Source organism: Acidovorax sp. Leaf73 (assembly GCF_916855635.1).
GTDB classification, from domain to species: domain Bacteria; phylum Pseudomonadota; class Gammaproteobacteria; order Burkholderiales; family Burkholderiaceae_C; genus Acidovorax; species Acidovorax facilis.
The window spans coordinates 731,540-754,926 of record NZ_CAKASI010000002.1 but is presented as its reverse complement, the minus strand read 5'-3'; the positions used below and the strand labels follow the sequence as shown (position 1 = coordinate 754,926).

23 protein-coding genes are annotated in these 23,387 nt (G+C 63.6%); 13 read left to right on the top strand and 10 right to left on the bottom strand.

Translation table 11 applies throughout. From position 1 onward, the window contains the following. Window positions 1-120 precede the first annotated feature (120 nt). The gene (gene accD / locus LPA35_RS09800; RefSeq protein WP_055399419.1) at window positions 121-993 is read left to right on the top strand and encodes an acetyl-CoA carboxylase, carboxyltransferase subunit beta; all 873 of its coding nucleotides are present in this window, start codon (window positions 121-123) and stop codon (window positions 991-993) included. A gap of 273 nt (window positions 994-1,266) precedes the next feature. Here accD and LPA35_RS09795 read toward each other — a convergent pair whose 3' ends face one another. Next, window positions 1,267-1,815 (bottom strand): YggT family protein, encoded by a 549-nt coding sequence (locus LPA35_RS09795; protein WP_055399421.1) that lies wholly within the window; start codon window positions 1,813-1,815, stop codon window positions 1,267-1,269. Between the two features lie 79 nt (window positions 1,816-1,894). Here LPA35_RS09795 and LPA35_RS09790 point away from each other — a divergent pair, with 79 nt between their 5' ends. The 12 genes from LPA35_RS09790 to LPA35_RS09735 all read left to right on the top strand — a co-directional run bounded on the left by LPA35_RS09790 (window position 1,895) and on the right by LPA35_RS09735 (window position 14,618). Then, the gene (locus LPA35_RS09790; protein WP_121505770.1) at window positions 1,895-2,536 is read left to right on the top strand and encodes an LON peptidase substrate-binding domain-containing protein; all 642 of its coding nucleotides are present in this window, start codon (window positions 1,895-1,897) and stop codon (window positions 2,534-2,536) included. A 40-nt stretch (window positions 2,537-2,576) separates the two neighbouring features. Continuing rightward, window positions 2,577-4,490, top strand: a complete 1,914-nt coding sequence (locus LPA35_RS09785) for a nucleoside-diphosphate sugar epimerase/dehydratase (protein WP_228896784.1) — start codon at window positions 2,577-2,579, stop codon at window positions 4,488-4,490. Continuing rightward, window positions 4,487-5,719, top strand: a complete 1,233-nt coding sequence (locus LPA35_RS09780) for a lipopolysaccharide biosynthesis protein (RefSeq protein WP_228896782.1) — start codon at window positions 4,487-4,489, stop codon at window positions 5,717-5,719. The genes LPA35_RS09785 and LPA35_RS09780 overlap by 4 nt, the downstream gene beginning before the upstream one ends. Then, window positions 5,703-6,281 (top strand): acyltransferase, encoded by a 579-nt coding sequence (locus tag LPA35_RS09775; protein ID WP_228896781.1) that lies wholly within the window; start codon window positions 5,703-5,705, stop codon window positions 6,279-6,281. Before LPA35_RS09780 ends, LPA35_RS09775 begins: the two co-directional genes overlap by 17 nt. A gap of 1 nt (window position 6,282) precedes the next feature. Next, a complete protein-coding gene (locus LPA35_RS09770; RefSeq protein WP_228896778.1) occupies window positions 6,283-7,338 on the top strand; it encodes a glycosyltransferase in 1,056 nt (351 codons plus the stop codon). A 5-nt stretch (window positions 7,339-7,343) separates the two neighbouring features. Beyond that, window positions 7,344-8,375 (top strand): glycosyltransferase family 2 protein, encoded by a 1,032-nt coding sequence (locus tag LPA35_RS09765; protein WP_228896776.1) that lies wholly within the window; start codon window positions 7,344-7,346, stop codon window positions 8,373-8,375. Then, window positions 8,372-9,070: a class I SAM-dependent methyltransferase gene (locus LPA35_RS09760; RefSeq protein ID WP_228896773.1), complete on the top strand. Its 699-nt coding sequence runs from the start codon at window positions 8,372-8,374 to the stop codon at window positions 9,068-9,070. The genes LPA35_RS09765 and LPA35_RS09760 overlap by 4 nt, the downstream gene beginning before the upstream one ends. 37 nt (window positions 9,071-9,107) lie before the next feature. After that, window positions 9,108-10,283, top strand: coding sequence for a DegT/DnrJ/EryC1/StrS aminotransferase family protein (locus tag LPA35_RS09755; protein WP_228896772.1), 1,176 nt, complete (start codon window positions 9,108-9,110; stop codon window positions 10,281-10,283). 1 nt (window position 10,284) lies between these two features. Next, window positions 10,285-10,896, top strand: coding sequence for a sugar transferase (locus tag LPA35_RS09750; RefSeq protein ID WP_228896769.1), 612 nt, complete (start codon window positions 10,285-10,287; stop codon window positions 10,894-10,896). Window positions 10,897-11,251: 355 nt separating this feature from the next. Beyond that, window positions 11,252-12,796 (top strand): lysine--tRNA ligase, encoded by a 1,545-nt coding sequence (gene lysS / locus LPA35_RS09745; RefSeq protein ID WP_228896767.1) that lies wholly within the window; start codon window positions 11,252-11,254, stop codon window positions 12,794-12,796. A 68-nt stretch (window positions 12,797-12,864) separates the two neighbouring features. Beyond that, window positions 12,865-13,899, top strand: coding sequence for a diguanylate cyclase domain-containing protein (locus LPA35_RS09740; RefSeq protein WP_121505761.1), 1,035 nt, complete (start codon window positions 12,865-12,867; stop codon window positions 13,897-13,899). Between the two features lie 62 nt (window positions 13,900-13,961). Beyond that, window positions 13,962-14,618: a mechanosensitive ion channel family protein gene (locus tag LPA35_RS09735; RefSeq protein ID WP_121422808.1), complete on the top strand. Its 657-nt coding sequence runs from the start codon at window positions 13,962-13,964 to the stop codon at window positions 14,616-14,618. 145 nt (window positions 14,619-14,763) lie between these two features. On the opposite strand, the gene nagZ is transcribed toward LPA35_RS09735, so the two are convergent. The 9 genes from nagZ to lepA all read right to left on the bottom strand — a co-directional run bounded on the left by nagZ (window position 14,764) and on the right by lepA (window position 22,896). After that, window positions 14,764-15,855 carry a beta-N-acetylhexosaminidase gene (nagZ, locus tag LPA35_RS09730; protein WP_228896764.1) on the bottom strand — a complete coding sequence of 364 codons (1,092 nt, stop codon included), beginning with the start codon at window positions 15,853-15,855 and terminating at the stop codon, window positions 14,764-14,766. 73 nt (window positions 15,856-15,928) lie between these two features. Further along, window positions 15,929-16,324, bottom strand: a complete 396-nt coding sequence (gene acpS / locus LPA35_RS09725; protein ID WP_121420761.1) for a holo-ACP synthase — start codon at window positions 16,322-16,324, stop codon at window positions 15,929-15,931. A gap of 58 nt (window positions 16,325-16,382) precedes the next feature. Then, window positions 16,383-17,168 (bottom strand): pyridoxine 5'-phosphate synthase, encoded by a 786-nt coding sequence (locus LPA35_RS09720; protein WP_228896762.1) that lies wholly within the window; start codon window positions 17,166-17,168, stop codon window positions 16,383-16,385. Beyond that, entirely contained in the window at window positions 17,165-17,929 is a 765-nt protein-coding gene (recO, locus tag LPA35_RS09715) for a DNA repair protein RecO (RefSeq protein WP_228896760.1), read from the bottom strand. The genes LPA35_RS09720 and recO overlap by 4 nt, the downstream gene beginning before the upstream one ends. A gap of 90 nt (window positions 17,930-18,019) precedes the next feature. Continuing rightward, on the bottom strand, window positions 18,020-19,024 hold the full coding sequence (gene era / locus LPA35_RS09710; protein WP_228896758.1) for a GTPase Era: 1,005 nt from the start codon (window positions 19,022-19,024) through the stop codon (window positions 18,020-18,022). Further along, window positions 19,021-19,704 (bottom strand): ribonuclease III, encoded by a 684-nt coding sequence (gene rnc, locus LPA35_RS09705; RefSeq protein ID WP_228896755.1) that lies wholly within the window; start codon window positions 19,702-19,704, stop codon window positions 19,021-19,023. The genes era and rnc overlap by 4 nt, the downstream gene beginning before the upstream one ends. Then, window positions 19,704-20,072 carry a DUF4845 domain-containing protein gene (locus LPA35_RS09700; RefSeq protein WP_228896753.1) on the bottom strand — a complete coding sequence of 123 codons (369 nt, stop codon included), beginning with the start codon at window positions 20,070-20,072 and terminating at the stop codon, window positions 19,704-19,706. The genes rnc and LPA35_RS09700 overlap by 1 nt, the downstream gene beginning before the upstream one ends. 38 nt (window positions 20,073-20,110) lie before the next feature. After that, complete coding sequence (lepB, locus tag LPA35_RS09695; protein WP_176886635.1) at window positions 20,111-21,088, bottom strand: signal peptidase I; 978 nt, start codon at window positions 21,086-21,088, stop codon at window positions 20,111-20,113. Next, complete coding sequence (gene lepA, locus LPA35_RS09690; protein WP_228896751.1) at window positions 21,088-22,896, bottom strand: translation elongation factor 4; 1,809 nt, start codon at window positions 22,894-22,896, stop codon at window positions 21,088-21,090. Before lepA ends, lepB begins: the two co-directional genes overlap by 1 nt. Between the last annotated feature and the right edge of the window lie 491 nt (window positions 22,897-23,387).

Below are 23,387 nucleotides of genomic sequence, written 5' to 3'. Positions count from 1 at the left end.
GCATAATGCAGCCCGGCGCGCCGCCCTCATCGGGGCACGGCGCGCCACAGATTCCACCCGGCCTGCCCCCTGCGGCGCCCCAGCGCCCCGGCAGGCCGAGCCACTGAAGAGGAGAACACCATGTCCTGGCTCGAAAAACTTCTGCCCTCCAAGATCCAGCAAACCGACCCCACCGAGCGCCGCCAGGTGCCTGAAGGGCTGTGGATCAAGTGCCCGAGCTGCGAAACGGTGCTCTACAAGGCCGATCTGGAGCAAAACCAGAACGTTTGCCCCCATTGCAGCCACCACCACCGCATTGGCGCCCGCGCGCGGCTGGACGCTTTTCTGGACGCCGAAGGCCGCTATGAAATCGGCCAGGAAGTGCTGCCCGTGGATGCCCTCAAGTTCAAGGACAGCCGCAAATACCCCGAGCGCCTGAAGGAAGCCCTGGAAAACACGGGTGAAACCGATGCCCTCATCGTCATCGGTGGCGCGGTCAAGAGCATCAACGTGGTGGCAGCGTGCTTTGAGTTCGACTTCATGGGTGGCTCGATGGGCTCCGTGGTGGGCGAGCGTTTTGTGCGCGGCGTGGAAACCGCCATCGAGCAGAAGGTGCCCTTCATCTGCTTTACCGCCACCGGCGGCGCACGCATGCAGGAAGGCCTTCTGTCCCTGATGCAGATGGCCAAGACCAACGCAGCGCTGACCCGCCTGGCCAAGAAGGGCCTGCCCTACATCAGCGTGCTGACCGATCCGACCATGGGCGGCGTGAGCGCAGGTTTTGCGTTTGTGGGCGACATCGTGATTGCCGAGCCCAAGGCCCTGATCGGCTTTGCCGGACCGCGTGTGATCGAATCCACAGTGCGCGTGACTCTGCCCGAAGGCTTCCAGCGCGCCGAATTCCTGCAAACCAAGGGCGCCGTGGACTTCATTTGTGACCGCCGTGAACTGCGCAACACCGTGGCCAGCAGCCTGGCCATGCTGCAGCGTTTGCCTGCTGACGCAGTGATGTAACACCACCGGGTGGGTGCGTGCGCAAAGCCTCGTGCAGAGGTGATGCGCCCGCCAAAGCCGCGAAAACACTATTATTTTGATAGCTGCTAGCGCTTTATGGATAAGCGCCAGGGGTCAATTTCACTGATATTTTGGTATCAGATATCTATTGCCGCGCATCATGCGCAGCCGCCGAAACCGGCGCGACCCCAACCAGGGACGGCAAGCAAGGGCCGCCCCGCAGCCAGGCCGTCGCCCCCCTGGGGGGAAGGCGCCAAAGGCGACTCAGGGGGACTACTTCATGACGCTGGCCTGCAAATGGCCCAGCACGATCATCGCCACCTGCAGCAACACCAGCACGGCCAGCGGCGACAGGTCGATACCGCCCACCAGCGGGATGATGCGACGAAACGGCCGCAGGATGGGCTCGCACAGCCGGGCAATCACATCGGCCAGGGGTGACCGCGCCTGCACCCACGACATCACGGCATAGACGATCAACAAGCCAATCAGCCCCGACACCGCCACCCGCGCGAGGCCAAACAATGCCAGCCACGGCAGCCAGGCCCATGCCGAGGCGGCGCCCAGCAGCAGGGTCAGCAAAAAATACTGCGCCAGCTGCAGCAACACGGCTGCCACCAGGCTCGACACATCCCAGCGTCCGACGGGCGGGATCACGCGGCGCAGCGGCATGATGAGCCAGTCCGTCAGCGCAAAAACCAGCCCGCCGACGGGGTTGGAAAACGGCACGCGCTGCCACTGCATGTACAGCCGCAACAGGCATGCCCCGGTGAGCAGGCCACCAACAACGTCGAGCAGGAAAGAGGCGATCTGGTAGAGCATGGATGAGACAAAAATAAGGGGCCGCCGCGAAAGCAGGCTGCGCCATGGGATGATAGCGAGCCAAGGTATCCCCCCTTTCATGACACAACCCCTCACCCTGTCATCCTTGCCCCTTTTCCCTCTGGGCTCCGTGCTGTTCCCAGGTGGCCTGCTGGCCCTGCGCGTGTTCGAAGTGCGCTACCTGGACATGGTGCGCAAGTGCCATCAGGCGGGCGCCCCCTTTGGCGTGGTCGCCCTCACGCAAGGCCGCGAAGTGCGCCAGGCGGGCGCGCCTGAAGAACAGTTCAACGATGTGGGCACCCTGGCCGTCATCGAGCAGATCGACACCCCGCAGCCTGGCCTGATCACACTGCTATGCCGTGGCAGCCAGCGCTTTCGCATCACCCAGCGCAGCCACCTGCCCCATGGCCTGTGGATCGCCGATGTGGGGCACATCGACCCGGATCTGATGGTGCCAATCCCGCAAGACCTGAGAAAGGCATCGACAGCCCTCGCCCAGGTGCTGCACACCCTGAAGCAGCGTGACCCCGAAACTCCGACTGCGATTGTCCCCACGGCAGCCCAGCTGGACGACTGCGGATGGGTGGCCAACCGCTGGTGCGAGCTTTTGCCCGTGCCCCTGGAACTCAAGCAGCGCCTGATGGAGCTGGACAACCCGCTGGTGCGGCTGGAACTGGTGGGCGATGTGCTGGAGCGGACCGGAATTGCCCCCACACAATGAGCCGCCGAATCGCTACTGCCCCCTCTTCTTCTCATAGCCCATGCTGAACCGCATCCTGGGCTGGTCCCGCGCAGCCAAGCGCATGGTGGTGGTGGCCATGGACATCTGTCTGGGTGTCATCGCGATGTGGCTCGCCTTCACGCTGAGGCTGGAGACGCCCCACTGGCCCTCAGGCATGCAGTGGCTTGCGTATGCGCTGGCGCCCGCCCTCGCGTTTCCGATTTTTGCCAAGCTGGGGCTTTACCGCGCCATCTTCCGCTACACGGGGATCACGGCGCTCATCACCACGGGCAAGGCCGTGGCCATCTACGGTGCCCTGTTGCTGGGCTGCCTGCTGGCCGCCCAGTGGGAGGGCGTTCCGCGCAGTGTCGGCATTCTCCAGCCCCTGCTGTTCATGCTGCTGGTCGGTGCCAGCCGCGCACTGGGCTGGCTGGCGCTGGCAGGGCGCAGCAGCCATGCGCCGTACCGACTGCTGATCTACGGCGCTGGCAGTGCCGGCGCACAGACGGCTGCGGGGCTGGGCAGCATGCGCCAGTACCTGCTCAAGGGGTTTGTGGACGACGATGCCAGCAAGATCGGGCGCAGCATCAACGGCGTGCGTGTGCACGCCTCCAACGCGCTGCCCGAGGTGGTACGCCGCCTTGGCATCACCGACGTGCTGCTGGCGCTGCCCAGCACCACGCGCGAGCGACGGCGGCAAATCATCGAAAGCCTGCGCGAGTTGCCCGTGCGGATCCGCACGCTGCCGGGCCTGTCGGACCTGGCCAGCGGCCGGGTGACCGTCACGGACTTCCAGGACCTTGAAATCGAAGACCTGCTGGGCCGGGAGCCGGTGGCGCCGGACCCAGGACTGCTGGGGCGCAATCTGGCGGGCACCGTGGTTCTGGTGACCGGCGCGGGCGGCAGCATTGGCAGCGAGCTGTGCCGGCAGATCGTGCGTGAAGGGCCGTGCCAGTTGCTGCTGGTGGACCACAGCGAATACGCGCTGTACTCCATCCACCACGAATTGGCGGCGCTGGCGCACCAGGGCGAGCATGCGTGTGTCCTGGTCCCGCTGCTCGCCAGCGTCACCCACAAGGCGCGCATGGCAGACATCTGCCAGCAATACCGGCCCACCTCCATCTACCATGCGGCCGCCTACAAGCACGTGCCCATGGTGGAGGCCAACGCGGGCGAAGGTATTTTGAACAACGTGTTTGGCACCCTGAACATGGTGCAGGTGGCGCTGGAGTGCGGTGCCACCCATTTCGTGCTGATTTCCACCGACAAGGCCGTGCGCCCGACCAACATCATGGGTGCCACCAAACGTGTGGCAGAGATGGTGCTGCAAGCGATTGCAGCGTCGCCCCGCGCGCCTTTCCCGCAGCTTGCCGACAGCTCACCCGCCTGGACTTGCCCCACCCGCCTGTCGATGGTGCGCTTTGGCAACGTGCTGGGTTCCAGTGGCAGCGTGATACCGCTGTTTCGCAAGCAGATCGCGGCCGGTGGCCCCCTTACCGTGACGCACCCGGACGTCACGCGCTACTTCATGACCATTCCCGAAGCCGCCCAGCTGGTACTGCAGGCAGGGGCGATGGCCGAGGGCGGCGACGTGTTCCTGCTGGACATGGGCGAGCCCCTACAGATTCTGGAATTGGCAGAGCGCATGGTGGCCCTGTCGGGATTGACGGTGCGCGACGATCTGCACCCCGAAGGAGACATCGAAATCGTTTTCACCGGGCTGCGCCCGGGTGAGAAACTTTTCGAGGAACTGCTGATTGGAGACAATCCCTTCCCCACCGACCACCCCCGCATCCTGCGGGCGCGTGAAGAATACCGACCCTGGGAGGAGCTGCAGACCTTGCTCCAGGCACTGCAGAAGGCAGCCCATGCCGGCGATCCCATTGCCATGACCGCTCTGCTGCGACAGCTGGTGCCTGGCTACCACCCCGAAACGCAACCCGTACTGCCATGAAGTCGGGACTTGTACGGGCAACGCTGACCCTGCTCACGGGCAGCGTTGCAGCCCACGCCATCCCGCTGGTGCTGGGCCCAGCACTCACACGCCTCTACAGCCCTAAGGACTTCGGACAGTTTGCACTGCTGTGGGCGCTGGCCACCAACCTGGCAGTGGTGGGCTGCGCGCGCTATGAATTCGCACTCCCCCTCGAAAGCACCGAGCCGCGCGCGGCCCAGCTCATGGCGCTGTGCGCGCGCATCTTGCTCGCTGTCACCACGGCATCTGCTGCAGCCGCAGCCGTGCTCCTGCTGTGGCGCGGCATGCCGATGGTGTGGGCGCTGCCATTGGCGGTGTTCGCAGGCGGTGCTGTGCAATGGCTCACCCTGTGGGCGACACGGTCCCAACGCTTTGGTCTGCTGTCGGCGGCTAGGCTGCTGCAGCACGGCGGTGGCGCCATCCTGCAATTGCTGTTCGGATTCATGAAGACCGGCCCGCTGGGTCTGGTGCTGGGCGCCACATTGGCCAGCCTGGGCGCGGCATGGATGTTGGCCAGGCCTGCCCCTGCGGGTGGCTGGGTGGGTCTGTGGCGCCAGCCGTTGGCCGCACTCCGGTCCATGGCCCAACAGCACCGGGACTTTCCGTTGCTCAACACACCCCACGCTTTCATGGGGGCGCTGCAGGACACCCTGACTTTGGTGTTGGTGGCGGCATGGACTGGAGACGCCGCAGCGGGGTTCTGGGCGCTGGCGCTGCGCTACCTCAAGGCCCCGGCGACCCTCATCGGCGGGGCCTTGTCGCAAACCCTGTACCCCCGCCTTCTGAAGGCGCAGAGCCCCAACGAAGCGCGCACCCTGGTGCGCCAAGCCCTGCTGGGGCTGGCCGCCCTGGCCTGCCCGCTGGCGGCAGTGCTGCTTGCCTGGGGTCCGGACATCTTTTCCCTGGCCTTTGGCGACCAATGGGCGCAGACCGGGGAACTGGCCCGGTCCATTGCGCCGTACATCGCCGTGCATTTCATGGCATCGCCCCTCGCGGTGGTCACCATGGCCTGGGGCGCGCAGGCCTGGGCGCTGCGCCTGGCGTTGGTTGGACAATGCCTGTTTTTTGCGGGCCTGCTGCTGGGCCTCCATCTGGGCGGGCTGACCGGCGCCGGATGGGGCGTGTCAGCGAGCATGCTGGCCTACTTTGCCTACTATTTCTGGGCGTTGGCAAACTGGAAGGACATCCCCCATGAGAGCCGTGCTTAACCGCTGGCGCCGCCGCCTCTGGCAGGCGCTGTTCTACCGCATGGTGTTCGGGGAAAGCGACCACCTGGGCCGCAGCCTGCCCCACACCCGCATTGCCCCCAGCACCTGCATCGAAGGCGCCGAGGGGCTGCGGCTTTCCGACCACGTGTTCATAGGGCAATTCAACTTCATCGACGCCACGGCAGGCCTGCAGATTGGGCAAGGGGTGCAGATCACCAACTTCGTCAGCATCGTCACCCACAGCTCCCACCGCGCCATTCGCCTCCTGGGCAGCAGCTACGCAGTCCACGAGCGCCCCAAGCCTGGCTACATCAGCGCGCCCGTGGAGATCGGCGCCTACACCTTTGTCGGCCCCCACAGCCTGATCGAAGCGGGTACACGCATCGGCAAGGGGGTGGTGGTGTGCGCCTACGCGCAGGTGCGCGGCGAAGTGCCCGATTTCGCCATCATGGCAGGGGCCCCTGCGCGCCAGATTGGCGATGTGCGCGAGCAGGACGAGCGCCTGCTGTCGCTGCACCCAGAACTGCGTCCCCACTATGAATCCTGGACACGGGCAACCTGACATGGCCACACACCTGTGCCTGCTGGGCGATGCCACCAGCCCCCATGTCCAGCGGTGGGCGCGGGAAATGCTCCAGCGTGGCTACCGCGTTTCGCTGATCACGGCCCGCCCCGCGTCCATCGATGGCGTCACGGTGCGGGTCATCCGGCCTGTGCACCGATCGCTGGACTGGCTGCTCCGTGTACGGGAAACGAGGCGCCACGTGGCCGAACTGGCTCCTGACCTCCTGCATGCCCATTACGTCACCTCCTACGGCTATCTGGCCGCACGTTGCGGCAAACATCCGCTGGTGATGACCGCCTGGGGCAGCGACCTGTTGGTGACCCCCGGCAAAAGCGCCTGGATGCGCTGGCTGACCGGCTGGATACTGCGCCAGGCCGACCTCATCACGGGCGACTCAGCGAGCCTGATGAGCGCGGTGGCAGACTTCCGCCCGCCCGGCGCCGCCGAGGAAATCCATTGGGGTGTGGAACTGCAACGCTTCCACCCCGTGCCCTGGAGTCACAAGCAAGGCAGCCAGCTGGTGAGCCTGCGCGCCTGGGAACCCAACTACAACATCGACACCATCATCGAAGCGTTCGCCCTGCTGCAGGCGCGATTGCCGGGCGCCGATCTGCGCTTGCACCTGCTCGGCGGAGGCAGTCTGGAAGGTGCCGTGCGCAGCCAGGTGCATACGGCGCAGCTGGACAACAAGGTGCAGTTCCACGGCCGACTCGATGACGCTGGCATGACCCGGGTGCTGGGCGAAAGCAAGATATCTGTGTCGGTGCCCAGCAGCGATGCAACATCGGTCGCCATGCTGGAGAGCATGGCGTGTGGCCTCGCCGTGGTGGCCAGCGAACTGCAGGCCAACCGGCACTGGATCGACGCTGAGTGGCTGGTTGCAGCCGGAGATGCGACAGCGCTCGCCGCCCGGCTGGAAGCCCTGATTGCCAATGACGCCATCGCAGAACAAGCCGGGCTGCAAAATGCTGCCCGCATAGCGCAAGACGGCGACCGCGCGGTGCAAATGAACCGCATGCACGCGCTGTACCAGCAACTGCTCCGTACACCTTGAACCCCATGCCCCAAGGCCTTGAATTGGACAACCTGATCAGCGTCATCGTGCCGTGCCGCAACGAGCGCCAGCACATCGACGCTTTCTGCAACTCCGCCCTGCTCCAAGAACTGCCCGCAGGCTGGCGCATGGAAGTGCTGATTGCAGACGGTGACAGCGATGACGGCACGCGCGAACACCTGATGCAGCGCTGTGCTGCAGACCCCAGGCTCGTGCTGGTGGACAACCCCGGCCGCATTGTGTCCACCGGGCTCAACGCCTGCATTGCCCGCGCACGGGGCGGCACCATTGCCCGCATGGACGTGCACAGCCAGTTTGCCCCCGACTACCTTGCGCAGTGCATTGAGGCGCTCGAACGCACCCGCGCCGACAACGTGGGCGGCCCTTGGGTCGCCCAAGGAACGGGCCCCACCGGGGCCGCCATAGCCGCCGCCTTCCAATGCCGCTGGGTGGTGGGTGGCGCACGGTCGCGCGATGTGCAGTACGAAGGCGAGGTGGATACCGTCTACCTCGGATGCTGGCCCCGCGGCGTGTTTGACCGATTCGGGCTGTTTGACGAAGCCCTGGTGCGCAACCAGGACGACGAGCACAACCTGCGCTTGCGCCTGGGGGGTGCACGCATTTGGCAGAGCAGCCTCATCCATTCCACCTACCACCCGCGCAATTCGCTGAGGCACCTGTTCGCGCAACAACGGCAATATGGCTACTGGCGGCCTTTTGTGATGCGCAAACATGGGCAGCCGGGCTCCGTGCGACAACTGGTGCCCGCAGCTTTTGTGGCCGCAGCAGTGGGCGCCTCCGCTGCCTTGCCGTGGTCCGCCTGGCCCTTGGCTGCACTGGGCATCGCCTACGCCGGGTATCTTCTGGCGGCATCCGTGGCGGCAGCCCGGTCGGCCCGCAACGGGGGACTGCTGCCCCGCCTCCCGGCGACGATTGCAGCGTTTCATGTGGGCTACGGCCTGGGCACCTGGCGAGGACTGTGGGACATTGCGCGCTCGCGCGCCCCTTCGTCCGACTTTGCACGCATCACCCGATGACCGACAACGAACCCCAGGCCGTCAAGGCCCGCTACGCCCGGCGCGACACAGTGGCCGACGAAGCGCGCTACAGCCTGTATGCCAACGCTGCGGCGCTGCAGGCGCAGCAGGAGCGCCTGCGCGCCATGGCACGCATCTGGCAGGCCCACGGCTGGAGCAGCCTGGCCCAGCGGCCCATGCTGGAGGTTGGCTGCGGGAGTGCGGGCAATTTGCACGATCTGGTGCGACTGGGCGCCACGCCCGCTTGCCTGACGGGCCTGGAGCTTCTTCCCGAACGTGCCGCCGCAGCGCGCGCCTCGCTGCCAGCAGGCGTGGCCATTGTGGAAGGGGATGCCGCCTTGGCCCCGGTGCAGCCCGCCAGCCAGGATGCCGTGCTCGCGTTCACACTCTTCAGTTCCTTGCTTGACGAGGGCTATCGCCGCCATCTGGCCGACGTGATCTGGCAATGGGTCGCGCCCGGCGGCGGTGTTCTCGTCTATGACTTTGTCGTCGACAACCCCGCCAACAGCGATGTACAGGGCATTCCACTCCGCGAACTGAGCATCCTGTTTCCCGGGGCACAGATACACTCCCGCCGCGTTACGCTGGCACCTCCGCTGGCACGACGTCTGCCCGCGCCAGCGATTGCGCCAGCATCCGCACTGCTGTGGTTTCTGCGCACCCACCGCCTGACCTGGGCCGTGAAGCCACGCTGAGCGCGGCCTCGCTCTGGCCCTTTTAGCACGCACCACAATGCCCATGAACTCCGCCACAGACCTGCCCTTTCTCCCGTTCGCCCGCCCCGACATCGGGCCGGCAGAAATCGATGCCGTCAGCGCGGCCATGCGCTCGGGCTGGGTCACGACCGGGCCCAAGACCAAGGAGTTCGAGCAGGCATTCACCGCCTTCCTGGGCGGCGGTGGTCTGCAGAGCATCGCCGTCAACTCCGCCACGGCGGGCCTGCACCTTGCGCTGGAGGCCCTGGGCATCGGCCCCGGCGACGAAGTGATCGCGCCCACACTGACCTTCACCGCCACCGTGGAGGTGGTGCGCTACCTGGGCGCCGACCCGGTACTGGTGGACGTGGACCCAGTGACCCTCAATATCGACCCGGCCAAGGTACGCGCAGCCATCACACCCCGCACCAAAGCCATCATGCCCGTGCACTACGGGGGCCTGGCCTGCGACATGGACGCCATCCTGGCCATCGCCAAAGAACATCACCTGAAGGTGGTGGAAGACGCGGCCCACGCCTTGCCCACCACCTGGCGCGGCACGCTGGTGGGGCAGTTGCAGTCCGATGTCACGGTGTTCAGCTTCTACGCCAACAAGACCATCACTACCGGCGAAGGCGGCATGGCCGTCGCGCACGACCCGGCGCTTGCGCAGCGCATGCGCACCATGCGGCTGCATGGCATGAGCCGGGATGCATTTGACCGCTTCACCTCCAAAACCCCGGCCTGGTACTACGAGGTGGTCGCGCCAGGCTTCAAATACAACATGACGGACGTTGCCGCCGCCATGGGCGTGGAGCAATTGGCGCGGCTGCCGCAATTTGTGCAGCGGCGCCAGGACTTGGCAACCCGCTACCACGATCAGCTGGCGCCGCTGCCCCTGACCTTGCCAGCCGATGCACCACACAGCGACACCCACGCATGGCACCTGTATGTCATCCGGCTGCGAGCGGACGCACCACTGGGGCGTGATGAGGTCATCCAAGCGCTGTCGGACCGGGGCATCGGCACCAGCGTGCACTATGTGCCGCTGCACCGGCACCCGTACTGGCGGGACCGCTATCAGCTCACGCCGGAGATGTTCCCCCAGGCCGATGCAGCCTACCAGGCCATGATCAGCATCCCCCTGTTCACCGCCATGGGTGACAGCGATCAGGACCGTGTGATTGCCGCGCTGCACGAGGTGCTGGGCTGACATGCCCAAGCGGCTGTTCGACCTGTTCTTGGCCGCCCTCGGGCTGCTGCTGCTCGCGCCCGTTCTGCTGGCCGTGGCACTGTGGGTGGTGTGGGATTCGCCCGGCCCGGCATTCTTTCGCCAACAGCGCGTGGGCCGCGCAGGCAGGTTGTTTCGCATCGTCAAGTTCCGCACCATGCACCCGCGTGCAGAAGCTGCGGGGCCTGCGATTACCGTGGGGGCCGACGCCCGCATCACCCGGGCGGGCCACTGGCTGCGGCGCACCAAGATCGATGAATTGCCGCAGATTTTCAACGTGCTGCTGGGCCATATGAGCCTTGTCGGCCCCCGACCCGAGGTGCCGCACTATGTGGCGCTTTACCCGGAATCTGTGCGAGACCTGGTGCTCAGCGTGCGGCCCGGCATCACAGACCGCGCCTCCATCGAATTTCGCGACGAAAGCACTTTGCTGGGCCAGAGCAGCGATCCAGAGCGCACCTACGTGGAACAGATTCTGCCCATCAAGCTGCGCTACGCCGCCGAGTACGCCCGCTCGCACACGCTTTGGAGCGACCTGAAGATCATCGTGAGGACGGCATCCGCGCTGTGGGGTGACCGGCCGTCCAGGGGATAAGAACCTGTTCAAAATCTTTTCGGGGTCGCACAAGGTCCTTGCCGGGATGGGATGCAAGGAGCGGTGCGCAGTGGATAGCCCGGCTATCCACAAGCGCCGCAACGCCGCAGACCGTCCGGCAAGGCACTTGCCCGAAGGGTTGGAGTGAAATCGGGCGATTGGACGCCCCGGCTGCTTGCATGGGCACGAGCCCATGCGGCGCATCCGAAGCATCCACTCATCCCGATTGCACTCCAATGCGATCCCCGAAAAGATCTTGAACAGGTTCTTAGGACCTGTCGGCAACACATAGCCGATAAAATGAGGGGTTTGGCTGAACCCAGCCCCATTTCACGCCCCCGCACCGACGGCACCTATGTCAGACCAAAACCACGCCCCCGCTCCCCAGGACGAAAACCAGCTCATCGCAGAGCGCCGCGAAAAGCTCCGCGCTCTGCGCGAAGTCCAGGCCACTGGCGGTGGGGTTGCCTTCCCCAATAACTTCAAGCCCGGCAACAAGGCTGCCCAGTTGCACCTGGAACACAGCACTGCCACGAACGAGTCCCTCGAAGCCACGCCAGTGAACGTCTCGGTCGCAGGCCGGATGATGCTCAAGCGCGTGATGGGCAAGGCGAGTTTTGCAACCGTGCAGGATGGCTCGCTGGGCGACGTGGGCGGGCGCATCCAGCTCTATGTGACCCGTGACGCCGTGGGCGAGGATCTGTACGCCGCCTTCAAGCACTGGGACCTGGGCGACATCGTGGGCGCCGAAGGCACGCTGATGAAGACCAAGACGGGCGAGCTGTCGGTCAAGGTGACCAGCCTGCGCCTGCTCACCAAGAGCCTGCGCCCGCTGCCCGACAAGTTCCACGGCATGGCCGACCAGGAGCAGAAATACCGCCAGCGCTATGTGGACCTGATCACCGACGAGCACGCCCGCAAGCGCTTCATGGCGCGCAGCAAGGCCGTGAGCGGGCTGCGCGAGTTCATGGTGAGCCACGGCTTCCTTGAAGTCGAAACGCCCATGCTGCACCCCATCCCGGGCGGCGCCAATGCCAAGCCGTTCGTGACGCACCACAACGCGCTGGAGCAGGAGATGTACCTGCGCATCGCACCCGAGCTCTACCTCAAGCGCCTGATCGTGGGCGGCTTCGAGCGTGTGTTCGAGATCAACCGCAGCTACCGCAACGAAGGCATCTCGGTGCGCCACAACCCCGAGTTCACCATGATGGAGTTCTACGCGGCGTACTGGAACTACCTGGACCTGATGGACTTCACCGAGACGCTGATCCGTGAAGTCGCGCTCAAGGCCACCGGCTCCCTGCAGATGACCTACCAGGGCCGCGCGGTGGACCTGACCCAGCCCTTTGCCCGTCTGACCATCCGCGAAGCCATCTTCCAGCACACGGAAGCAGGCGCCCATGTGGACGATGCCGCATGGCTCATCAGCGCATTGAAGAAGCTGGGCATGACCGAAGAGAAGGACAAGCTCTCGGCCCGCACGCTGGCCAGCCTGCAGGTGCTGTACTTTGAAGAAACGGTGGAAGACAAGCTGTGGCAGCCCACCTTCATCATGGAGCACCCCACCGAGATCTCGCCCCTGGCGCGTGCCAACGACGCGCGCCCCGAGGTGACGGAGCGCTTTGAGCTGTACATCACCGGCCGCGAGTTCGGCAATGGTTTCAGCGAACTGAACGATGCCGAAGACCAGGCCGCCCGCTTTCACGCCCAGGTGGCCGCCAAAGACAGCGGCGATGACGAAGCCATGTTCTACGACCACGATTTCGTGCGCGCGCTGGAATACGGCATGCCCCCCACGGGGGGTTGCGGTATCGGCATTGACCGTCTCATGATGCTGCTGACTGACAGCCCCAGCATTCGCGACGTGATCCTGTTCCCCGCGCTTCGCCGCGAGTCCTGAGTCGCGCGTCCCCGATGCCCTCGGGGCATCCCGGACCCGCCCTTTGAAGGCCCCAAGGAGACACTACCGTGCCCTTCAGTTCCAGCAACGCCCCCTACCCGGCCAGCCAGCCCTTGCCCTCGGGCAACGCTTTTTCGGTGCTGGTGGTCGAAGACCAGGGATCCGTGCGCGCAGCGCTGGTGGCCGAGCTGCGGCGGGCTGGGGTGTCAGACATCTTTGAGGCGCCCGAGGGCATCGCAGCGCTGCACCTGTTCAAAACCCACCGCCCCGATCTGGTGCTGCTGGACATCCGGCTGCCCGGCCAGGACGGCTACTGGGTGGCCCAGCAGATGCGCGAGAGCGAGGCGGGCGACTGGACGCCCATCATCTTCCTCTCGGGCCTGGACAACGAACTCGATGTGTGGCGCGGTATTGAAGTGGGTGGTGACGACTACCTCGTCAAACCCGTCAAGCCCATCGTGCTGATGGCCAAACTGCGTGCCATGCGCCGGCTGCTGGACATGCGCCGCAGGCTCGTCTCCATGTCGGCCGAGTTGCATCTAGCCAACCAGCGGCTCAACGAAATGGTGGAGATCGATGCGCTCACCGGCTTGGTCAACCGCCGGGGGTTTGACCGCATTTTGCACAACGAAATCCTGGCTGCGCGCCGGGACGGTACGCCGCTCACGCTGATGCTGTGCGACCTGGACCACTTCAAGCTCTTCAATGACGCCAGCGGGCATGTGCAGGGCGATGCCTGCCTGAAGGAAGTCGGCCGCCTGTTGCGCGAGGTGTGCGTGCGCCCTCGTGACATCGCCTCACGCTACGGTGGTGAGGAATTCGCCCTCATCCTGCCCAACACGCCACGCTCGGGTGCCATGACCTTCGCGCGGGCCCTGGGACAGCTGCTCAAGGTGCGCGCCCTTCCACACGCAGATTCCCCGCTGGGCAACATCCTCACGCTGTCAGGCGGCATCACCACCTGCGTGCCTGACGACAGCACGAACGCCGAAAGCATGATCATGCGTGCCGACCAGGCGCTTTATGCCGCCAAGGCCCAGGGCCGCAATCGCTTCTTCAGTTTTGAAATGCAGATGGACACCGTGGAGCAACTGCGCAATTGAGTTTCTTTTCTGCCCTCACGTTTGACGCCACCGAGCGCAACGCCCGCACCGCCGTTTCGCGCATGCAGCTGCTGAAAACCCGCCTTCCCGACTGGGTACAAGACTGGCTCGAAGTCATCATCCCCGGCACGCAGATCCTGCTGATCCTGTTTGTCGCCTGGCTGCTGCAACGGGTGCTGCGCCGCATAGTGCGCCGTGCCAGCGCGCACTACCAGGTGCCCGACGAACTGGTGGTGCCCATGAACGGGCTGATCCGCTGGCTCATCATTGCCAGTGCGGCGCTGCTGGTGCTGGAACGCATGGGGGTGTCGGCCACCGTGCTCTGGACCGCGTTCACCGGGTTTGCCACTGTCGGGGCCGTGGCCTTTTTCGCGGCGTGGAGTGTGCTCTCCAACCTGTTTTGCGCGCTGCTCATCTTCACCGTGCGGCCCTTCAAGATTGGCGACTACATCGAGGTGCTGGACACCGCCGAAAAGCCCGGGGCCAAAGGACGTGTGGTGGACATCAACCTGCTCTACACCACGCTCGAAGACCATGGCGCTGCGGCGGACCAGGTAGCCTGGCTGCAGATTCCCAATGCGCTGGTATTTCAACGCGTGGTGCGCAGGTTTCAGGGGGTGCCACCACCGCCTGCACTACCCGCCAACGCTGCAGAGGCCGCAGAAAGTGCACCGGCAGCCCCGCCTCCAGTCACGCCAGGGCCTTTCAACACGCCCTAGTCCACTGAAGCCGAGAAATCGGCTGTGCGTGAGGGTCTGGCAGGGTCGCACGCTAGGCGGCGAGCGCAGGCGGGTTGCACACCCGGCGAGCACGGCAACGACGAGGGGCGCCGCACCAGACTCCCGGCCACTGGCTCTCACGGCGTCAGGGCAACAGGTCCAAGGCCTGCAGATAGGCGGGCTGGTACATCAACTCATCCCAGGCCTGGGGAAAGGTTTCGGGCAGCAGCGCCAGGCGGCGGGATTCGCTGTCCACACTCGGCTGCCAGCGGCCCAGCTTGCGGGCCTGTTCCAGGCCGTCGATGAGTTCATCCACGGCCTTGCCATCGCCCACGCTCTGGTTGCACAACAGCACCAGGTCGCAGCCTGCCTCCAGCGCTGCCATGGCTGCGTCGGTGTAGCTGACGACCTGGCCGTCCAGACGCCGAGCGCCTTCCATGCTGAGGTCGTCGCTGAAGATGGCGCCGTCAAAACGCATCTGCCGCCGCAGGATGTCCTGCAGCCAGCGCTGCGAGAAGCCTGCGGGGCGGCTGTCCACCTTGGGGTAGATCACATGGGCGGGCATCACGCTGGTGAGCGTGCTGCTGAGCCAGGGGTATGGCGCGGCGTCGTCGGCCAGGATGGCCTTCAAGCTGCGCTTGTCCACCGGCACCTCGGTGTGCGAGTCGGCTTTGACAAAGCCGTGCCCCGGGAAGTGTTTGCCGCAGTTGGCCATGCCGGCCTGCAGCAGACCGTGCATGAGGCTCTTGGCGAGCAGCGCCACCACACGCGGGTCGCGGTGAAAGGCACGGTCGCCGATCACACTGCTTTCACCCCAATCGAGATCGAGAACGGGGGTGAACGAGAAATCAACCCCACAGGCGCGCAACTCCGCACCCAGCACGTAGCCCGCCGCCGTGGCTGCATTGGTGGCGCGCAGCGCGCCGCTGCCAGGCACGACCTTGGCGCCCTTGCCGTCATCCATCCACATCTCGCCCAGGGCGCGCATGGGCGGCAGGTGGGTGAAGCCATCGGTGCGAAAGCGCTGCACACGGCCGCCCTCATGGTCCACGCAGATCAGCAGATCGTCACGCACGGCCTTGATACTGCTGGTCAGCTGCAGCAGCTGCGCGCGGTTTTCCCAGTTGCGGGCAAACAGGATCACGCCACCGGTCAGCGGATGGGTCAGGCGGCGGCGGTCGGCGGCGGTCAGCTCTGTGCCTGCCACGTCGAGGATGAGGGGTGCGTGTTCGGTCATAGGGTGTCAAACATCAGGTTGCTATTACAAACATAGCTGCTAGCGCTTATCCATCAAGCGCTAGAGGCCATTTTTAATCCAATTTCTCTACCACACAGAAGCTGGCGGCGTAGTCGGTCTCGTCCGTAACGCTCAGGTGCGCTTTCAGCCCTTTGGCGTCAAACCATTCCTTGAGTGCGCCGTGCAGCACGATCACGGGCTGGCCGCTCGCAAGCTTGGCCACTTCACAGTGGCGCCAGGTCATGGGCATGCGCATACCCAGGCCGATGGCTTTGCTGAACGCTTCCTTGGCAGAGAACCGCGTGGCCAGGTAGCGCAGGCCGCGGTCGGGCCAACGGCCACTCCTCTCGTGCCAGGTGGCCAATTCACCGTCGGCCAGCACCTTCTGGGCAAAGCGCTCGCCGTGGCGTTCCAGGCTGGCCGCGATGCGGCGCACGTCGCAGATGTCGGTGCCAATGCCGTAGATCATGGTTTTTGAATAAAATTGGGCTCTAGCGCTTATCCATCAAGCGCTAGCAGCTATCAAATCAGGAGTTATCAGGTTGTGCGGCACAACCCGACTGGATGCAGCCCAGGTAGGCCAACACCGTGGCGGCGTAGCCCAGCTCCAGCGCGTCGGCAATGAGGGCGTGGCCGATCGAGACTTCGAGCACACCGGGCACCTCGCGCACAAAGGCGGCGAGGTTGTCACGGTTGAGGTCGTGACCCGCGTTCACGCCCAGCCCCACATCCAGCGCGGCCTGGGCGGCGGCGGCGTAGCGCTTGAGCTCAACGTCTTGCTGCGGCGTGCCCCAGGCTGCGGCATAGGGCTCGGTGTACAGCTCCACCCGGTCAGCGCCCACCGCCTTGGCGGCGGCCATCTGCTCGGGCACGGGGTCCATGAACAGGCTCACGCGCACGCCCAGTGCTTTGCACTCGGCGATCAGGGGTGCCAGGCGCTCGGCATCCTGCGGAAAGCTCCAGCCGTGGTCGCTGGTGAACTGGTCTTCGCTGTCGGGCACAAAGGTCGCCTGGTGCGGGCGAGCCTCGCGGATGAAGTCCATCAGGTTCTGAGATGGATTGCCCTCGATGTTGTATTCGCGGTCGGGCCAGGCCTTCATCAGCGTGGCCAGCTCGAACACGTCCTGGCTGCGGATGTGCCGCTCGTCGGGCCGGGGGTGCACCGTGATGCCCTGGGCCCCCGCCTGCAGGCACAGCTCGGCCGCCCGGGTGACACTGGGAATGCCCAGGTGGCGCGTGTTGCGCACCAGGGCGACTTTGTTGACATTGACCGAGAGGGCCGTGGCGTGGGGGGTGCGTGAGGTCTGGTTCATAGGGCCTGCAGATCGATCATGAGCTGGCGGGTGCGCAGCATGGGGCTGCCGCAATGGTATTGCAGCAGGGCGCGCAGCTGGGGTTTGAGTTCTGCAGCCACCGGCGCGCAGGCACGCAAGGTGGCGGTGTAGGTGGCCGCGTCGTCCAGCGCGCGTTGCAACGTCTGCCACTGGCCGCCGAGCAGGCCCACGCGGTCGGCCGAGGAGGAGGCGCGCAGGCCGCCTTCGGGCACCAGCGTGTAGCGCGTCTTGGGTTGCAAGACCTCCAACGTCATGGTCTGAACATCCAGGCCAGGAAGCAAGCCAATCTCGCGCAGCAGCAATAGTTCGAAGCTGCGCAGCACGGGTTCTAACGCATCACCATGTTCGCTGGCCAACACGCGAACCACACCGGCATAGGCATCGAACAGGGCCGCATGTGGATCGGCGCGCGCCAGCAGGCGCAGCAGTAGCTCGTTGAGGTACATGCCCGACAGCAGGGCATCACCCGTGGGCATCACATGGCCGCCCACCCACTCCGCCCCCTTGAGGGTGTGGATGTCTGCGCTGCCATCCCCGGTGAGCGTGTAGGTCACCAACAAGGGCTGGAGCGGCAGTAGCACCGGGCGGAAGTTGGAGCTGGGCTTCTTGGCCCCCTTGGCCACCAGCGCCACACGCCCTTGCTGACGGCAGAAAACCTCCAGGATCAGGCTGGACTCGCTCCAGTCGTAGCTGTGCAGCACGAAGGCGGGTTCATCGGAGATGCGCTTGGCGGCAGCCATTGGCTTCAGGCCCGCAGAAATGCATGCGGCTGGCAAGCGCCAGACAGCTTGTGCCGCCCGGACAAGACAGGGTCGCAGGCGGGCACGGAATTATTCGTAACCGAACGAGCGCACGCGCGCCTCGTCGTCGGCCCAGCCGGAGCGCACCTTGACCCACAGCTCCAGGAACACCTTGGCATCCATGAGCTTTTCCAGTTCCTGGCGGGCTTCGGTGCCAATACGCTTCAGGCGCTCGCCCTTGTCGCCGATCACCATCATCTTGTGGTTGTCACGCTCGACCACGATGGTGGCAGCGATCTTTACAAGCCGCTTGTGCTGCTTGCTGGCTTCTTCCTCAAACTTGTCGATCACCACGGTCGAGGTGTAAGGCAGCTCGTCGCCCGTGAAGCGGAAGAGCTTCTCGCGCACGGTTTCGGACGCCAGAAACTTCTCGCTACGATCGGTCAGTTCGTCTTCGCCGTACCACCAGCCCTGCTCGGGCAGGTACTTGGCGCAGATGCCAAACAGGCGCTCGATGTCGCCCTTGTTCTTGGCCGACATAGGCACAAACTCGGCAAACGGGTGGCGCTCCTGCATGCTCTTGAGCCAGGGGGCCAGCTCGGCACGGCGGTGCACCATGTCGAGCTTGTTGGCCAGCAGCAGCGTGGGGATGCCGGGCTTGAACAGCGACAGCACCTTGGCATCGGCCAGCGTGAAGTTGCCAGCCTCGACCACAAAGAGGATCAGGTCCACATCGCCAATCGCGCCCATCACAGTCTTGTTCAGCGACTTGTTGAGTGCGGTGGCATGGCGCGTCTGGAAACCCGGTGTGTCCACGAAGATGAACTGTGACTGCTCGCGCGTACGAATACCGGTGATGCGGTGCCGCGTGGTCTGCGCCTTGCGCGAGGTGATGCTGATCTTCTGCCCCACCAGCGCATTGAGCAATGTGGACTTTCCCACGTTGGGCTTGCCCACGATGGCGATCACACCACAACGCTGGCCGGGCACGGCGGCCGGGGAGCCTGCTGCCGCCAGCATGGCTTCGAGGTCATTTTGCGCTCCAACGCTTGCTGGATCGGCTTCATTCGCTACATCTTTGGTAGCATCATTCATAATTTCTTTGCTTTCAATGTGGCCAGCATGGCAGCAGCGGCTGCCTGCTCGCCCGCCCGGCGGGAGCCGCCGATGCCGCGTTCGGTGAGGCCCAGTTCAGGAATATCGCACTCGACGTCGAAGGTCTGGCGGTGCGCAGCGCCCACTGTGGCGACGACCTTGTACTGCGGCAGCTTCATTTTGCGGCCCTGGAGCAACTCCTGCAATGCAGTTTTCGCGTCCTTGGATGCAGCCTGCATCTGCGGGTTGATCTCCACGCCCTGAAAAAGGCGGTGCACCAACGCTTCGGCACTCGCGTACCCGGCATCCAGGTACACCGCGCCAATCAGCGCTTCCAGCGCGTCGGCCAGGATGGAAGGACGTTGCTGTCCACCTGATTTGGACTCGCCCTCTCCCAATCGCAGCACGTCGGAGATCTTGAGGCCCAGCGCCAGTTGGTGCAGCGTGTCCTGCTTGACAAGGTTGGCACGCACGCGAGAGAGATCGCCTTCCGGCAACGCCGACAACTGCCGATACAGCAGGCTCGCAACCGCCAGATTCAACACGGAATCACCCAGAAACTCCAGCCGCTCGTTGTGGTCGGCCGAAAAACTGCGGTGCGTGGTAGCGCGCTGAAGAAGGGATGGATCGGAGAAAACATGCTGCAGACGGGTCTGCAGCGCTTGAAGGCCGGGATGCACTAGTTGGTCTGTCCTTCAAAGCGATAGACAAGGTAAGCAGGGCCTGCCAAGGGAATCTCGCGGGAATATTTGTAAGACACAACGATTTTGTTGTCACCGCGCTTGGCAATCTCCAGGTCTTTACCTTGGATCGAATTGATGGTGTCAATGGCTGCGGCACGGTCAAACGAGGAACGGACTTCTGCGACCGTGGAGCCTTCCTTCGCGGCCTTGGCTGCAGCCTTGCTGATCGCTTGGTACTCCAGAAAGATGGGGACAGACTGTCCACCGATCGCAAAAGCAGCCACAGCGATCAAACCGATAAAAATCACCCCAATGAACGACAAGCCACGTTGGCGAAATGGGCTGGTAGAGCGATTGATATGCATATATTTCCCCCTCAGTGTCCTAAAAAGCTGGTCATCCCTCAATGGAACGACCCAATGCGCTTGAGATTACCGAAATTCATCCATACAAAAAAGGCCTTCCCGACGATATTGCCCTCAGGAACAAAGCCCCAGTAGCGCGAATCGAGCGAGTTGTCCCGGTTGTCCCCCATCATGAAATAGTGGCCCTCGGGCACCTTGCACACAACGCCCTCAACACTGTAACGGCAGTTCTTGCGGTAGGCAAAATTGCTGGCGCCTTGCACAAAGGCGGGCACATCCGGGTTGTTCAACAAACGGTGGGGCTGTGCACCCAGTTGCTCTTCAAACTGTTTGAAATAGCGCATCGAGTCTTCTTCGAAAAAGTCTGGCAGCGCCTTGGTGTCAATGGCCTGACCGTTGACCGTGAGGCGCTTGTTGATATAGGCCACCTCGTCACCCGGCACACCCACCACCCGCTTGATGTAGTCAAGGCTCGGCTGGGGTGGGTAGCGGAACACCAGAACATCTCCACGCGCAGGCTTGGTGCCCTCGGTGATCTTGGTATGGATCACCGGAAGACGGACGCCGTAGGTGAACTTGTTCACCAGGATCAGGTCGCCCACCAGTAGGGTGGGAATCATCGAACCCGACGGGATCTTGAAGGGTTCGAAAAGAAACGACCTCAGAACAAACACGGCAACGATGACCGGGAAAAGCCCCGCTGTCCAGTCCAGCCACCAAGGCTGCATGAGCAGCCGCCCCTTGGCCTCCTGCACATCCACATCGACCTTCTGGATGCCCATGCGGTCCAGCTCCGCACGGCGTGCGGTCGCCGCATCTTCGACGGCCTGGGCTGCTCGGCGGCGTTGGGGCAGAAAGTAGAAACGCTCGGCCAGCCAGTACGCGCCCGTGACCACCGTGGCCAGGAACAACAGCAAGGCGAAATTGCCTTCGATGGCACCAAAGTACCAGGCCCCGATATAGCCACCAAATGCGGCCAGCACCAGGGATGTGAAAATCTGCATGAACTGGAGCATCAGTCTTCCACCTGCAAAATGGCCAGGAATGCCTCTTGTGGCACTTCGACCGATCCGATCTGTTTCATGCGTTTCTTGCCTGCTTTCTGCTTCTCAAGGAGCTTGCGTTTGCGGCTGACATCGCCGCCGTAACATTTTGCCAGCACGTTCTTGCGCAATGCCTTGATGGTCTCTCGCGCAATGATGTTGGCACCAATGGCGGCCTGGATGGCCACGTCATACATCTGGCGGCTGATGATCTCGCGCATCTTGGCAACCACGGCTCGGCCACGGTACTGGGACTGAGAGCGGTGCACGATGATGGACAGTGCATCCACCTTTTCGCCGTTTAGAAGGATATCCACCTTCACCACGTCGGACGCACGGTACTCCTTGAACTCGTAGTCCATGGATGCATAGCCGCGCGACACCGACTTGAGCTTGTCGAAGAAGTCGAGCACGATTTCGCCCAGCGGCATTTCATAGGTGAGCATCACCTGGCGACCGTGGTACGCCATGTTCATCTGCACACCGCGCTTTTGGTTGGCGAGCGTCATCACCGGGCCGACATAGTCCTGGGGCATGTACAGATGAACCGTGACGATGGGCTCGCGGATTTCCTCAAGCCGCCCCTGGTCCGGCATCTTGGAGGGGTTCTCGACCATGATCACTTCACCATCGGCCTTGACCACTTGGTAGACCACGCTGGGTGCAGTCGTGATGAGATCTTGGTCAAACTCACGCTCCAGGCGCTCCTGCACGATTTCCATATGCAGCAGGCCGAGAAACCCGCAACGAAAACCGAAGCCCAACGCTTGGCTCACTTCAGGCTCGTAGTGCAGCGAAGCATCGTTGAGCTTGAGTTTTTCAAGCGCATCACGCAGCGAGTCATATTCGCTCGCCTCGGTCGGGTACAGACCGGCAAACACCTGGGGCTGGATTTCCTTGAAGCCAGGGAGCGCCTCGGCGGCAGGGCCCGCATTGTTGGGCAACTTCTTTTCGAGCGTAATCGTGTCTCCCACCTTGGCAGCCTGCAGCTCCTTGATGCCAGCGATGATGTAGCCCACCTGCCCTGCGTCAAGCGAGTTGCGCGGCTCGTTGGCGGGCGTGAACACACCGAGGTTGTCCGCGTTGTACACCGCACCACTGGCCATCATCTTGATACGCTCGCCCTTGAGCAAACGGCCATCGACCACACGCACCAGCATCACCACGCCCACATAGCTGTCGAACCAGCTGTCGATGATCATCGCGCGAAGCGGTCCATCGGCATTGCCGCGCGGCGCGGGCACCTTGGCCACGATGGCTTCGAGGATCCCGTCGATGCCCATGCCGGTCTTGGCGGAGCAGGGAATCGCGTCGGTCGCGTCGATGCCAATCACATCTTCGATCTCAGCCTTCGCATTGTCGGGATCGGCATTGGGCAGATCCATCTTGTTGAGTACGGGCACCACCTCGACACCCAGATCCAATGCGGTGTAGCAGTTCGCAACGGTCTGAGCTTCAACGCCTTGCGAAGCATCCACCACCAGCAACGCGCCCTCGCATGCCGACAACGAGCGGCTCACTTCATACGAGAAGTCCACATGCCCCGGTGTGTCGATCAGATTGAGGTTGTAGACCTGCCCATCCTGCGCCTTGTATTGCAGCGCTGCGGTCTGCGCCTTGATGGTTATCCCACGCTCTTTTTCGATATCCATCGAGTCCAGAACCTGGGCCTCCATCTCACGGTCCGCAAGGCCTCCGCAGCGCTGGATCAAGCGATCTGCAAGCGTCGACTTGCCATGGTCGATGTGCGCAATGATGGAAAAATTTCTGATGTGGTTCATCAACGGAAAGCGTCAAGTGATTGAATTAAAACGGAGCACACAAGAAAAAAGGGCGCGTCGAATGGCGACGCGCCCTGAACCAACAATCATTGGCAACTGCGATAGTTGGAGCTTCATTGTAGGCAAAAAGCCCGCAGTAAAAAGCCCATCCGACTGCATCCAAGGGGAGTTGCCAGGGTGCAACAGGGATCTTATCAACAACTTATACACAGTCTGCACAACTACAACGCTGGACAACTTGTGGGTGAGCTGTGGATCGGCTGTGCATGACACCGTCACATCCCGCATCGTGAATCAACGTCCAGCCAATATATGAATTAGCGTTGAACAGGGGCCTCTATTCTATCGAAATCAGTTGATAGACCTTCATAAAGTTAGCCAAGGCTAACTTTCAACATCGAAAGAAGGAAAAGACAAAAAAACCAAAATGCCCACACCTGCGACAAAGGCCTGCTGCAAACGTGGGGAAATGGGTCAACCCATCCCCCCAC

Bases quoted from the DNA above. Each gene is read 5' to 3' on its own strand.
- accD (WP_055399419.1), top strand. From the start codon at position 121: ATGTCCTGGCTCGAAAAACTTCTGCCCTCCAAGATCCAGCAAACCGAC.
- LPA35_RS09795 (WP_055399421.1), bottom strand. From the start codon at position 1,815: ATGCTCTACCAGATCGCCTCTTTCCTGCTCGACGTTGTTGGTGGCCTG.
- LPA35_RS09790 (WP_121505770.1), top strand. From the start codon at position 1,895: ATGACACAACCCCTCACCCTGTCATCCTTGCCCCTTTTCCCTCTGGGC.
- LPA35_RS09785 (WP_228896784.1), top strand. From the start codon at position 2,577: ATGCTGAACCGCATCCTGGGCTGGTCCCGCGCAGCCAAGCGCATGGTG.
- LPA35_RS09780 (WP_228896782.1), top strand. From the start codon at position 4,487: ATGAAGTCGGGACTTGTACGGGCAACGCTGACCCTGCTCACGGGCAGC.
- LPA35_RS09775 (WP_228896781.1), top strand. From the start codon at position 5,703: ATGAGAGCCGTGCTTAACCGCTGGCGCCGCCGCCTCTGGCAGGCGCTG.
- LPA35_RS09770 (WP_228896778.1), top strand. From the start codon at position 6,283: ATGGCCACACACCTGTGCCTGCTGGGCGATGCCACCAGCCCCCATGTC.
- LPA35_RS09765 (WP_228896776.1), top strand. From the start codon at position 7,344: ATGCCCCAAGGCCTTGAATTGGACAACCTGATCAGCGTCATCGTGCCG.
- LPA35_RS09760 (WP_228896773.1), top strand. From the start codon at position 8,372: ATGACCGACAACGAACCCCAGGCCGTCAAGGCCCGCTACGCCCGGCGC.
- LPA35_RS09755 (WP_228896772.1), top strand. From the start codon at position 9,108: ATGCCCATGAACTCCGCCACAGACCTGCCCTTTCTCCCGTTCGCCCGC.
- LPA35_RS09750 (WP_228896769.1), top strand. From the start codon at position 10,285: ATGCCCAAGCGGCTGTTCGACCTGTTCTTGGCCGCCCTCGGGCTGCTG.
- lysS (WP_228896767.1), top strand. From the start codon at position 11,252: ATGTCAGACCAAAACCACGCCCCCGCTCCCCAGGACGAAAACCAGCTC.
- LPA35_RS09735 (WP_121422808.1), top strand. From the start codon at position 13,962: ATGCAGCTGCTGAAAACCCGCCTTCCCGACTGGGTACAAGACTGGCTC.
- nagZ (WP_228896764.1), bottom strand. From the start codon at position 15,855: ATGACCGAACACGCACCCCTCATCCTCGACGTGGCAGGCACAGAGCTG.
- acpS (WP_121420761.1), bottom strand. From the start codon at position 16,324: ATGATCTACGGCATTGGCACCGACATCTGCGACGTGCGCCGCATCGCG.
- LPA35_RS09720 (WP_228896762.1), bottom strand. From the start codon at position 17,168: ATGAACCAGACCTCACGCACCCCCCACGCCACGGCCCTCTCGGTCAAT.
- recO (WP_228896760.1), bottom strand. From the start codon at position 17,929: ATGGCTGCCGCCAAGCGCATCTCCGATGAACCCGCCTTCGTGCTGCAC.
- era (WP_228896758.1), bottom strand. From the start codon at position 19,024: ATGAATGATGCTACCAAAGATGTAGCGAATGAAGCCGATCCAGCAAGC.
- LPA35_RS09700 (WP_228896753.1), bottom strand. From the start codon at position 20,072: ATGCATATCAATCGCTCTACCAGCCCATTTCGCCAACGTGGCTTGTCG.
- lepB (WP_176886635.1), bottom strand. From the start codon at position 21,088: ATGCTCCAGTTCATGCAGATTTTCACATCCCTGGTGCTGGCCGCATTT.
- lepA (WP_228896751.1), bottom strand. From the start codon at position 22,896: ATGAACCACATCAGAAATTTTTCCATCATTGCGCACATCGACCATGGC.